This window comes from Nonomuraea sp. NPDC005730 (assembly GCF_040630865.1).
Classification (GTDB): Bacteria; Actinomycetota; Actinomycetes; order Streptosporangiales; family Streptosporangiaceae; genus Nonomuraea.
On sequence record NZ_JBEXYK010000054.1, the window covers coordinates 60258 to 72911 of the forward strand.

8 protein-coding genes are annotated in these 12654 nt (G+C 70.4%); 7 read left to right on the top strand and 1 reads right to left on the bottom strand.

The features are described from left to right. Positions 1-136: 136 nt before the first annotated feature. Positions 137-4390 (top strand): tetratricopeptide repeat protein, encoded by a 4254-nt coding sequence (locus tag ABZ444_RS39230; RefSeq protein ID WP_358008637.1) that lies wholly within the window; start codon positions 137-139, stop codon positions 4388-4390. A gap of 43 nt (positions 4391-4433) precedes the next feature. Here ABZ444_RS39230 and ABZ444_RS39235 read toward each other — a convergent pair whose 3' ends face one another. After that, positions 4434-5873 carry a sorbosone dehydrogenase family protein gene (locus tag ABZ444_RS39235; protein ID WP_358008639.1) on the bottom strand — a complete coding sequence of 480 codons (1440 nt, stop codon included), beginning with the start codon at positions 5871-5873 and terminating at the stop codon, positions 4434-4436. A gap of 149 nt (positions 5874-6022) precedes the next feature. Between ABZ444_RS39235 and ABZ444_RS39240 the strand changes: the two genes are divergently transcribed. The 6 genes from ABZ444_RS39240 (at position 6023) to ABZ444_RS39265 (ending at position 12206) form a co-directional block, all read left to right on the top strand. Beyond that, positions 6023-6628 carry a TetR/AcrR family transcriptional regulator gene (locus ABZ444_RS39240; protein ID WP_357969255.1) on the top strand — a complete coding sequence of 202 codons (606 nt, stop codon included), beginning with the start codon at positions 6023-6025 and terminating at the stop codon, positions 6626-6628. Between the two features lie 265 nt (positions 6629-6893). Continuing rightward, positions 6894-8216 (top strand): MFS transporter, encoded by a 1323-nt coding sequence (locus ABZ444_RS39245; protein ID WP_358008641.1) that lies wholly within the window; start codon positions 6894-6896, stop codon positions 8214-8216. 73 nt (positions 8217-8289) lie between these two features. Further along, on the top strand, positions 8290-9204 hold the full coding sequence (locus ABZ444_RS39250) for a sugar kinase (RefSeq protein WP_358008643.1): 915 nt from the start codon (positions 8290-8292) through the stop codon (positions 9202-9204). Positions 9205-9949: 745 nt separating this feature from the next. Next, the gene (locus ABZ444_RS39255) at positions 9950-10570 is read left to right on the top strand and encodes a bifunctional 4-hydroxy-2-oxoglutarate aldolase/2-dehydro-3-deoxy-phosphogluconate aldolase (protein WP_358008645.1); all 621 of its coding nucleotides are present in this window, start codon (positions 9950-9952) and stop codon (positions 10568-10570) included. Continuing rightward, complete coding sequence (locus ABZ444_RS39260; RefSeq protein WP_358008646.1) at positions 10567-11304, top strand: FCD domain-containing protein; 738 nt, start codon at positions 10567-10569, stop codon at positions 11302-11304. Before ABZ444_RS39255 ends, ABZ444_RS39260 begins: the two co-directional genes overlap by 4 nt. Beyond that, positions 11301-12206, top strand: coding sequence for a D-isomer specific 2-hydroxyacid dehydrogenase family protein (locus ABZ444_RS39265; RefSeq protein ID WP_358008648.1), 906 nt, complete (start codon positions 11301-11303; stop codon positions 12204-12206). The genes ABZ444_RS39260 and ABZ444_RS39265 overlap by 4 nt, the downstream gene beginning before the upstream one ends. The last annotated feature ends 448 nt before the right edge of the window (positions 12207-12654 follow it).

Consider the following 12654-nt stretch of genomic DNA (forward strand, 5'->3'; position numbering starts at 1 on the left):
CAGGGGCAGGAGTCCCGCCGAAGACCGAGGTGGAGACCAACGCGGGGACCACGGCAGGAACCACGCTGAGAGCCAAAGCAGGAGTCGCAACAAGTACCGCGGTGGGGACTACGGCAGGAATTGCGGCGGGATCCATATGAGCTCGGGCGGTGAGGCGCTCCGGCGCAGGCGGGTGGCGGCGGGATTGAGCCAGCGCGAACTGGCCGCCCGCGCGGGGATCGGCGTGCGCACCCTGCGCGACATCGAGCGCGGACACGTCAGCCGCCCGCAACGCGCCTCCCTGGAACGCCTGGTCGCCGCCCTGCCCCTGACGGATCCCGACCGGGCCGACCTGCTGGCCGCCTTCGAACGCGCTGCTCCGCGGCCACCGTGGATCGGCGTGCTCGGCCCGCTCGCCGTCCGCCGGGGCGGCATCGAGCTGGACGTGGGCGCGGCCATGCCCCGGGCCCTGCTCGGCCTTCTGGCACTGCAGGCCGGCCGGCCGGTCCCGGTCGACGAGATCGTGGACATCCTGTGGGAGGACCGCCCGCCACGCACGTACGACAACCTCATCCACGTGTACGCGGCCCGACTGCGCGCGGCGCTGGGCAAGGAGGCGATCCAGCGGACGCCCGCCGGCTACCTCCTTGCGCTCCCCACCTCCTCCCTCGACCTGACCACCTTCGAAGCGCTGACCACCCGCCCCGGCGCAGCCCTGGATGTCGCCACCTTGCAAGCGCTGACCGCCCACCGCGGTGCCGCTCTGAACTTCGCCGCCTTGGAGGCGCTAACCCTCCATCCCGATGCCCTTTCCACCACCTCCCAGGCCTTCACCGCGGGGGAGCCATCGCCGCCCCGCTTCGGTGGATCTCCCACCACCTCCCCGGATCCCGCAACCTGGGAGGCGTTGACCGCTGGGCCCGATGCGCTGTCCGACGCCTCTCCGGACCTTGCCGCCCTGGGTCCGCTGAGCCCGTCCCCTCACCCCACCTCATCGCCGGACCATGCCACCACGAACGCGCTCACCGCCCGCTCCGACGCGCTAACCACTGCTTCATCGGATCTGACGGCTTTGCAGGCCTTGGCGGCTCGTGTTGGTGCATTGCCCGGTACATCTTCGGATTCGGCGACATTGAAGGCCCTGATCGCCCGCACCGGTGCGCTTCCAGGCGCGTCCTTGGACCTGGCGACCTTGGAAGCGTTGACCGCCCGCCCCCCAGGTCCTCCGAACAGCACCACCCCCGAGGCGCTGACCGCCCGCCGCCGTGGCGACGGCGCTCCCGTCGGAGCCGACCGGCGGATCCCGCCCTGGGACGCCGCGGCGCTCGCGTGCTGGCGCGGCCCCGTGCTGGCCGGTTCTCCCAGTCGTCTGCGTGAGCACCCCGTCGCTGTCGCCGCCGCCAGGAAGCGGGTCGCCGCGGCACTGGCCTACGCCGATGCCGCCCCCGGCGCCGGGCCGGAGGTGGTGGCCGCCCTGTGGCGAGTGGTGCACGACGAGCCACTGCACGAGGGGCTGGCCGCCAGGCTGATGACCGCGCTGGCCGAGCAGGGCGAGCAGGCCGCGGCCCTTCGCCTGTACGGGGAGATGCGGGCCAGGCTGGCCGAGGAACTGGACGTGGAGCCGGGGGACGACCTTCGCAGAGCCCGCGAGCGCATCCTCACCCGCCCGCCCGAGGTCCCGGCAGGACGGCCGCCGGAACGAGTGGTGACCGTACCCGCGCAACTGCCCGCCGCCGTGGCGGCCTTCACCGGCCGTGCCACCGCGCTGCGCCGTCTGGACAGGCTCCTCGAAGGGCGGGACGAGGCGTCCGTGGTGGCCGTCCTCACCGGTACGGCGGGTGTCGGCAAGACGGCGCTGGCCGTGCACTGGGCGCACCGCGCCCGCGACCGGTTCCCCGACGGCCAGCTCTATGTCAACCTGCGCGGATACGCCGCCGCCCATCCCCTCGGCCCCCTCGACGCGCTCGCCCGCTTCCTGCACGCGCTCGGCGTGCCGCCCGAGCAGGTCCCGGGAGACCTCGACGAGGCCGCCGCCCTTTACCGCACGATGCTGGCGGGCAAGCGGGTGCTGGTTTTGTTGGACAACGCCTCGGACCCCCGTCAGGTGCGGCCGCTGCTGCCCGGCGGAGCGGGCCCGGCCACGCTGATCACGAGCAGGGACACCCTGGCCGGCCTGGTCGCGCTCGACGGCGCCCGGATGCTCCCGCTGCCGGCGCTCACCGAGGGTGAGTGCCGTGACCTGCTGGGCCGCCTGCTCGGACGCCCCCAGGTCAGGGCCGAGCCCGAAGCGGTGTCCGAGCTGGCGTCCCTGTGTGCCCACCTCCCGCTCGCCCTGCGCATCGCCGCCGCCAACCTCCTCGGCACGCTCGCCACCCACACCGCCCCCAGGCAGACCGCACGGCCCACCCGCCGCCCCCATGTCCAGCCCCACGCCGAACCCAGCGCCCAGCCACACGCCCAGCCCCGGGTCGAATCCCACGTCGAACTTCACGCCCAGTCCAATGCCGGGTCCCACGCCGGGTCCCACGCCGGGTCCCTCGCCGGGTCCCTCGCCGGGTCCCTCGCCGGGTCCCTCGCCGGGTCCCTCGCCGGGTCCCACGCCGGGCCCCACGCCGGGCCGAAGGTCGGGCCGAACATCGAACCTGACGCCGAGCGCAGCGCCCAACCCTCTGCCCGCCCAATGGCTGAGGGCAACGCCCAACGCACCGCGGAGCGCAATGCCGAACCCACAGCTCGACCCCTCGTTCCGCCTGATGCGCACCCGCTCGCCGGTCCCATGGCCCGGTACGTGCGGCGCTTGCGCGCAGGCAACCGGCTGGACGCGCTCCAGATCCCCGGCGACGTCGAATCGGCCGTGCGGACCGCGTTCCACTTCTCCTACGCCGCGCTCCCGCCTGCCGCGCAACGCCTGTTCCGGCTGCTCGGCCTGATCCCCGGCCCTGACATCACCGTCCCCGCCATGGCCGCGCTCCTGGCGACCACCGAGGAGGAGGCCGAGGCGCTGGCGGCCGTCCTGCGCGCGGCGAGCCTGTTGGAGGAGTACGTACCAGGCCGGTTCGCCCAGCACGACCTGCTGAGACTGTGCGCCGCCGAGTACGCGCGCGACGAGCACGCCGAGCTGCTCCGCCTGCACCGCCACTACCTCGACCAGGCCGACGCCGCGGCACGCACGCTCTACCCGCAGTTCCTGCGGTTGCCGGTCGCTCCCGCCGTCGAGCGCTTCCCTGACCACGCCGCCGCGTCCGGCTGGCTCGACGCCGAACTGCCCAACCTGCTCGCCACGGTGAGCCACACCGTCGAGCACGGCCCGTACGAGGCGGCCTGGCTCATCGCCGACACCCTGCGCGGCTATTTCTTCATGCGCCACCAGGTGGCGGAGTGGCGAACGATGGGCAGCACCGGCCTGGCGGCGGCCAGAGCGGCGGGCGAGCCGCGGGCGCAGGTCGCACTGCTGCTCAGTCTGGCCGGGCTGAACGGTTTCCAGGGTCGCCAGCAGCAGGCGCTCGACCACTACGCGGAGGCCATGCGCCTGGCGGAGCAGACCGGCTGGCACGAGGCGCTCACCGCAGCCCTGTGCAACGCCGGCGCCACGTATGCCGACCTGGGTATGCTTCGCGAGGCCGTCGCCCACCTCGAACGCGCCCTCATGCTGAACGAGGCCATCGCCCACACCCCGGCCCAGGCCGTCAACCTGGGCAACCTCGGCTGCCTCTACCTGGAGATGGGGCGCCTCCACGACGCCGAGACCAGCCTGCACCGCTCGCTGGCTCTGTGCCGAGAGTTGGAGCACCGGGCCAGCGAGGCGAACGGCCTGGCGATCATGGGCGAGGTCCTGCACGGCCTGGACCGGCTGCCCGAGGCCCGTGACACCCTCCTGTCCGCGCTGGACCTGCACCGGGAGGTGGGCAACCGTGGCAACGAGGCCGACACACTGCGCAACCTGGCGGCGGTCGAACGTGACGACGGCAACCTCGACCAAGCGCTCAAGCTGGCCGTCACGGCACTCGAGGCCTCCCACCAGACCGGACACCGCAGGCTCGTCGCCGACACCTTGCACACCCTCGGCCTCGTCCACCTCGCGCTCGGCGATGTGGACGCCGCGCTCGACCACCACCTGCGGGCGCTGGAGCTGGCCAGGGCGGCGGGCAATCGCTACCCGGAGACGAAGGCGTTGCTCGGCCTCGCCGCCGGCGAGAGCCTGCGCGGCGCGCGCGAACCGGCGCTCCGCCACGCCGGGCTGGCCTTGGCGCTGGCCCGCGCCGCCGGGTATCGCCTGCATGAGGGCCTGGCGTTGTCCCTGCGGGCCAGCATCAGCGACGATGCCGGCGACGCACGGAGAGCGGCGGAGCTCTTCACGGAACTCGGCCTCACAGCGAAGTGCTGGCAACGCGCTCTCCTCCCCTCGACCTGAACTCACCGCCCCCTCCTGCCTTTCGATCTGGCCTGGCCCGGTGTCACGGTCGTGGCGCGACGTGCCAGATCGTGTTTCCTGCGTCGTCCGCGACCAGTAGGCGGCCGTTCTTGCCGGTGATCACGCCGACCGGCCGGCCGTACGTGGTGCTCTCGTCCGGGGCCGGTTTGAAGCCGGTCAGGAAGTCCTGGGGCTTGGCACTGGGCATGCCGTTCTTGAAGGGGACATACACGATCTTGTAGCCGACCGGATCGCCGCGGTTCCAGGAGCCGTGTTCGGTGATGAAGGCGCCGCCGCGGTAGGCGTCGGGGAACGTGGGGCTATCGGAGAAGGCCAAACCGAGGGGAGCCGTGTGAGCGCCGAGGGCGTAGTCAGGGCGGAGAGCACGAGCCACCATCTCGGGACGCCGTGGCTGGACACGCTCGTCCACGTGCTGTCCCCAATAACTCCACGGCCAGCCGTAGAAGTCACCCGGGCGTACGCGTGTGAGGTAATCAGGTGCGGCGTCGTCGCCCAGAAGGTCGCGTTCGTTGACGACTGTCCAGAGTGTTCTGGATTGCGGTTCGAGGGCCAGGCCATTGGGGTTTCTGAGGCCGGAGGCGAGAATGCGCTCGCCGCTGCCGTCAGGGTTGATCTCCAGGATGGCGGCGCGCCGTTGCTCGGCCTCCAGGCCATGTTCGCCCGCGTTACTGGACGAGCCGACAGTGACGTAGAGCTTGGTACCGTCAAGGGCTGCGAAAAGGTTGCGGGTCCAGTGGTTGTTGTAGCCGCCGGCCGGCAGGTCGAGGATCTTCTTCCCGGGGGCGGTGACACGGGTTTCACCCAGCTTGTACGGAAAGCGCCAGACGCCGTCCGTGCCCGCGACGTAGAAGGCCGCCTGAGTGCCGTTCGGGGCCGCCGGCCCGAGTGTGTACGGCGCGGACGCGGCCAGCAGCGCCATCCCGAACGGCTGGCTGAGGTTCTCCAGGAACACGCCGCGGAAGTCGGCCACGCCGTCGCCGTCGGTGTCGCGCAGCAGCGTGATCCGGTTGGCGCTGCGTTCGGTGGTCGAGCCGTCATTGCGGCGCAGCCAATAGAACAGCCCCATGATCGGCGACTCCGGGTTTTTGGGCAGGGTGGCCGACTCGGCCACGAGCACGTCGCCGTTGGGCAATTCGTAGAGCCACCGAGGATGCTCCAACTCGCCCGCGAACCGGGTGACCGTGAACCCGGCCGGTGCCTTCGGCGCTCTGCCGGAGGGCCAGCCGACCACGTCGGGGGCGTTGACCTTCGGGATGGGGAACGTCTCGCGCTCCCCGAGCTCGGGCTCGGAGCCCAAGTGGGCGGCTGTCTGCGGGGCCCCGCCCCGGTTCACCGCGTAGGCCGCGCCGGCCACCGCGAGGACCATGAGCAGGAGCAGCACAAGCAGGGCTCGAAGCAGGATCCGGCGTCTCGGGCGGCGCGAGGCCGTCACCGGCGCTGTCACTTCGGAGGTCGTGGACACAGGTGTGTCTCCCCGTGAGCGGCTGATCGTTGATGGATGACTGGACGGCACGTAAGAACGGCAGCCAAGGATCCTCTCCCCTCGGATAAGCTGTCCGGAGTTAACGGCCGTTAGATTTCTAACATGTGTTAAGCGCGAGGTCAATTCTGATGCTCACCCGTCACAAGATCCTGGAAGCCGGCCTGGAGGTCCTCGAGGCGGACGGCGCCCACGGGATCAGTATGCGTAAGCTGGCCAAACGTCTCGATGTGACGGCGACGGCGATCTATCACTACTTCGACGGGCGCGAGTCGCTGCTGGAGGCCATAGTGGACGAGGTGTGCAGCAAGATCGTCTCTCAGGCTCCCCGTGAAGGGGGATGGAAGGATCAGCTGCGCGGGCTCATGGCCTCGATGGTCAGGCAGTCGCTGGAGCATCCCAGGGCCTCCGTCTGGTCCATCACCACGTACGCCCGACGCGCGCCCGTGATGAGCCTCCACGAGGCCATCTTCGGGATCCTCTTGGATGCCGGGTTCCCTCCTGACCAGGCGGATCACGTGAAGGGGGCGGTGCTGCGCGTGTGCGTCGGGCATCTCGTCCTGCACGAGGCCGCCGCGAGGGACTGGACCGAGCTGCCGGCTGACAGGTATCCGCACTATCACGCGGTCGAGGCCGCCCGGCTGCGGGCCGATCAGGTCGAACACTTCAAGTTCGCGCTCGACGCCGTCCTCGCAGGGTTGCCCGACCCGAGCCATGAAGGCGAATCCCCTGCTTGACCGCCCTTGAGTCATGCCCTCGCACGATGTGGCCGCCCAGTGAACCCGGTAGCCGGGCGGGTTAACGAGTGTTAGAGTTCTGCCTGGCTCCGCATCCAGCCGGGTGGAGTCGGGGGAGGGAAAGGGGGCGTCGCGATGAGGGGAGGCGTGGCCATGGCCGGAGTTTTCCCGCTGGGGGAGGAGGCCGGAGGCGGTTCGAGCCGCGGGCGCGGGGTAAGGCTGCCGTTGGCGCGGACGCGGCCCAGGAACGCCTTCGAGGTGCAGCGTGACCGAGAGCAGCAACGGATTAACGACCGCCGAACACAGAGCCCAGGTGCGCAAGGCCGCGACGGCCAGCGTGGTCGGCACCGCCATCGAGTGGTACGACTTCTTTCTCTACAACACGGCTGCCGCGGTGGTCTTCGCCGAGGTCTTCTTCCCGAAGTCAACGCCGTACGCGGGCACGCTCGCGGCCTTCGCGACCAACGCCGTGGGCTTCGCCGCCCGGCCCGTGGGGGCGGCGATCTTCGGACATTGGGGCGACCGCATCGGCAGGAAGGCGACACTCGTCGTCACCCTGCTGACGATGGGCGTGGCCAGTGCTCTCATCGGCGTGCTGCCGGGCACCGACAGCATCGGTGTCGCCGCGCCGATCATCCTGGTGGTCCTGCGCGTCCTGCAGGGCATCGCGGTGGGCGGCGAGTGGAGCGGGTCGGTGCTGCTGTCGATGGAGTGGGGCGACCAGCGCAGGCGCGGGCTCATGGCGAGCTGGCCGCAGGCGGGCGTGCCCATCGGGCTGATCCTCGGCACCGGCGCGATGTCGCTGCTGGCCGCCACGACGGGCGACACCTTCAAGGACTGGGGTTGGCGGGTGCCGTTCCTCGCCAGCTTGGTGCTGGTGGCGGTCGGGCTGTGGGTGCGGCTGAAGGTGCTGGAGACCCCGATGTTCGCGCGGGTGCTGGAACAGCGGCAGGTGGTCAGGCTCCCGGTCGTCGAGGTGCTGCGCAGGCATCCGAAGGAAGTGGTGCTCAGCGCGTTGCTGCGCGTGTCGGAGCAGATGCCGTTCTACCTCTACACGACGTTCGCCATCACGTACGTGACCCAGCAACTCGGCCTGTCCCGAACGGTCGCGCTGTCGGCGGTGACGTGCGCGGCGGCGGTGGAGCTGGTCGCGATCCCGTTCTTCGGGCACCTGAGCGACCGTGTCGGCCGCCGGCTCGTCTACGCGACCGGCGCAGCGTTGCTGGCGGTGGTGGCGTTCCCGTACTTCGTTCTGCTCAACACCGGCGTCGTGCTGGTGGTCTTCGTCACGATCATGATCACGCAGATCCAGCACGCAATGGAGTACGGTCCGCAGGCCTCGCTCATCGCCGAGAGCTTTCCGACCAGCCTCAGGTACGGCGGCGCGGGTCTCGGCTACCAGCTCGCCTCGATCATCGCCGGCGGCCCGGCGCCGCTGATCGCGACATGGTTGCTGCACGACTACGGCTGGCAGGCGATAGCGATCTTCATGATCGTCGGTGCGGTGGTCGGGTTTGCCGCCGTGCTGGCTCTGCCCGACCGATCCAGGATCGACATCTCCCAGCCTTCCGCCTACAAGACGACCTGATCGGTCCTTCTCTTGTCATTCATGACGTGATAGCACCGTTGACGGATCCAGAACGACAGGAGATGGGCGAGTCATGAGCGTCGTGGTGTGCGGTGAGGCCATGCTCCTGATGCTGGCCGAGCCCGGCATCCCGTTGGAGCGTGCCACGGTCTTCCGTCGCTCCATCGCGGGCGCGGAGTCGAACGTGGCCGCCGGGCTGGCCAGACTGGGCCATGACGTGCGCTGGCTCGGGCGGGTCGGCGCGGACCCGGCGGGTCGGGCGGTCCTGTCCATGCTCCGAGCGGAGGGGGTCGACACCCGGCACGCGGTCATCGACCCCGGCGCGCCGACCGGTCTGCTGGTCCGCGACAGTCATCCCTTCCGGGCCATCGACGTGCAGTACTACCGTTCGGAGGCCGCCGCGTCCAGGCTGAGGCCGGACGAGCTGACGCCGGACATGGTGAGCGGTGCGAAGATCGTCCACGTCACGGGCATCACTCCGATGTTGTCGGACTCCGCGCACCTGGCGACCCTGCGGCTGCTGGAACTGGCTGAACAGGCCGGAGCGCTCGTCTCCATCGACCCGAACATCCGATACAAGCTGGGCGAACCCGCGGCGTGGCGCGAGCGGGTGGCGCCGCTCCTGACCAGGGCGGACGTGGTGCTGGCCGGAGAGGACGAACTTGACCTGCTCCAAGTAGACCCGGCGACGCTGCCCGGCCTCACCGTGGTCAAGCACCGGGACAAGTCCGCCACGTGCGCGGGGCTGCGGCAGGAGGCGTTCACGGTGCCGGTGACCGATCCTGTGGGAGCGGGGGACGGCTTCGCCGCCGGGTTCCTGTCGGGGATGTTGCGCGGCGAGTCGTACGAGGTGTGCCTGCGTGAGGCGGCGGCGGTTGCGGCACTCGTCGTCCAGTGCGCCGCCGACACCGACGGCCTTCCGGACCGGCCGGGCCTGGATCGCGCCTTGGCCGCCTTCACCGGACACGCCGAAACGGTCCATCGATAGTCCGCGAACCAGCCGAAAATTCTCCGCCGTCAAGAGTGCGATCACTGTCGAAGAAGAGCCGCTGCTGATCACTGATTCATCGAAGTCGTTTGCTACCGAGCGCGAGCCTGTCGAAGACGGTCCAGTACGAAGATCGAGTCCGTCGCCGCCGGAGGTTCGTGACGCTGATGCCGGCCTGCTGATGATGTGCGCGGCGACGACGGCCCGCGCCAACTGGCCTCTCGCGCCGCAAGAGCCCGTCGAGGAGGAGCGAACGTGAATCGCGAGTCTGCTGGAGGGTCTGTCCGGATGGGGGGAGGCCGCCATGTCGGTCGCCTTGATGAACGGGGGATCCGAAGACGGTATGCCGAAGACGGTATGCCGAAGGCAGAGAGCCCGTGGAGGGCTGTTGGTTCGAAGAGCGTGCATGCGGAAAGCGGCCACCGAGGGACGCGAGCCTCGGGCGAAGGGACCTGTTCCAGGTTGACGTGACTGAAGGACATTTCGACGGCAGACCGGCAAGTGCGGTGCAGGCGGTTCGCCTGAAGGCGGGCATGCGAGAGATGGTTCGTCTGTGGGTCGACGAGTTCGGGGCTGAGATGGGCATGCGAGAGGTGAGTCCGTCCATGAGCTGACGAGGTGGGGCGAAGGCGGTTCGCGGGGAGGCAGGCAAAGGCGTTGGTGGGCAGGTGTGCACCGTGCGTCACCACTGCGAGGGCGGCTCGCCCTGGCCGTTCGCTGGTGAGGAAACCGGGGGAAGGAAGTCATGTACCGCTGGGAGATCGTCCAGGCTGTCACGGAGCAACGCGTGTTCGGCATCGTCAGGGCCGCCACGCCCGAGGCGGCGCTGACGTCGGCCGGGGCCGTGCTGGATGCCGGGTTGCGTGCCGTCGAGGTCGCCCTCACCACGCCCCGCGCCCTCAGCGCCGTGGCAAGGCTCACCGAGCAGCGGCCCGACGCGCTGGTCGGGGCGGGGACCGTCCTTGACCCGGCCGCCGCCAGGGCCGCCGTGGAGGCCGGCGCCCGCTTCCTGGTCTCGCCCAGCCTGCACCCTGAGGTGATCCGCGCCGGGCACCGCTACGGCGTGCCGGTCTTTCCGGGCGTGGCGACCCCGACCGAGATCGTTCGTGCCCTGGAAGAGGGGGCGGATGCGGTCAAGATCTTTCCAGCGTCGGGTGTTTCACCGTCCTGGCTGCGGGACGTGCGGGCTGCCCTTCCTCAGACGCCCGCGATTCCCACCGGCGGGGTGACCGTGGACGATGCCCCCGAGTGGATCGCGGCCGGCGCTGTGGCCTGCGGCATGGGGTCGGCGCTGACTTCGGGCGGCCCGGGTGCCGCGGGTGAAAGGGTCGCGGCGCTGCTGGCCGAGCTGGGGAGGGCCCGATGAGCGTGGAGACACTACGGGGCCTGCACGGGCAGGTGCTCGACGCGGTCGGCAGGTCGCTGGCGGGCGGGGAGATCCGTGCGGGGCAGGTGCTGCGCCTGGAGGACGTCCAGGAACGATACGGGGTTTCCCGGACCGTCGCGCGCGAGGCCGTCCGCGTGCTGGAGTCGAAGCGCGTGGTCACCAGCCGTCCTCGTGTCGGGGTCACCGTACGGCCGATGAGCGCCTGGAACCTTTATGATCCCCAGGTGATCCGCTGGCGGCTGGCCTCGCCGGGGCGGGAGGCGCAGCTGCGTGAGCTGGCCGAGCTGCGTGCCGCGGTCGAACCTGCCGCCGCCGCGCTGGCCGCGTCCAGGCCCGACCCCCGTGTGCGGGACGAGCTCGCCACTTACGCCCGTGCCATGGACGCCGCCGCTCGCGAGGGTGACAGCCAGGCCTACGTCACGGCAGACGCCGCCTTCCACCGGGTGTTGCTGACCGCATCGGGCAACGGCATGTTCGCCCAGCTCGCCGAGGTCACCGAGGTGCTGCTCGAAGCCAGGCGCGAGCTGCTGCTCCTGCCCGAACGCCTGGAGACGACCGCCATCGGGCTCCACCACGAGATCGCCGAAGCGGTCGCCGCCGGGCAGGCGGCCGAGGCGGCGCAGGCCGCCGCAGACATTGTCGGACGGGCCCGCGCCGAGGTCGAGCAGATCCTGGCAGACAGCCGAGAGCACGTCACGGAGGTTTCCCGATGAGCGTCGCCGTCCACGTCGGCCCTGAGCCGGTGCCCGTGCTGGTCGACGCCGTACGGCAGTCGGGCGGCAGCGTCGTGCCGCTGAAGGAAGCCGAGGCGATCGTCTACTACGGGCGCGGCGGCCCCGAGGAACTGCGGTCCATGATCCATGACGGCATCCGGTGGGTGCAGCTGCCCGCGGCGGGCGTCGAGCGGTACGCCGAGGCCGGAGTGATCACTGAGGAGCCCGTCTTCACCGCCGCCACCGGCTCCTACGGCGTGCCCGTCGCCGAGCACGCGCTCGCGCTCATGCTGGCCGCGGCCCGCAACCTGCCCCGGCTGGCCAGGGCCACCGAGTGGGGGAGGAACGAGTCGAGGGAGTTCGCCGGCTCGACCGTCGCGATCATCGGCTCCGGGGGCATCGGCCGGGCGCTCATCAGGATGCTGGAGCCGTTCGGCTGTCCGGTGATCGCGGTCACCGACAGCGGCCGGGCGCCCGGTGCGCACCGAATCCTGCCCCGTGCCCGTTATCGGGAGGCGTTGCCAGAGGCCGCGTACGTCGTCCTCGCCGCTGCGACCACGCCGAGCACCAAGGGCATGATCGGTGCTCCCGAGCTTCACCGGATGCGTACGGACGCCTGGCTGGTCAACATCGCCCGGGGTGCGCTCATCGTGACCGACGACCTGGTGACGGCGCTGCGCGAGGGGCGGATCGGTGGTGCCGCGCTGGACGTCACCGACCCGGAGCCGCTGCCGACCGGGCATCCGTTGTGGCACATGGAGAACGTGCTGATCACGCCGCATACGGCGAATCCACCGTCGTCCTACTGGCGTGGCCTGGCCGAACGTGTGGCCGCGAACGTGCGCCACTTCGCTGACGGCGCCCCGATGGAAGGGGTGGTGTCGCCGGAGCAGGGATTCTGAGGGAGCAGGGCTCTGGGCATCATCGGAACGGGGCAGTGCCCTTGTCGCGCGTCGTGCCGTCTTGTCCGGAGTCCTGCCCCTCGACTGACGCTGCCATCACGTCGTCAATGGACCGAGGCCCGATGGAGAGGGCTTGGCGTGGGGCGGGTGGTCGGCGCGGGGTGGTGATGGGTGGCGTGCAGAGGGGGGCCAATTTGCTGGGATGTGAGGGCTGGCTCTTGTTCAGCCCAGGGCTACTTGGGCTTCGGCGCTCTGGCCGATTGCTTGGGTTTCGGTGCTCAGGTATGTGTCGTTGGTTAGCCGAGGGTTACTTGGGCTTCGGCGCTTTTAGGGCTGAGCTGCTGGGTTAGTCCCAATGCCGGTTAGTTAGGGTGCTTGGGCGGTTGTCGATTCGGGGTCGGTAAGGACATCGATGGCGATGGCCGCTCGGTGGTTGGTCCGGTCGACC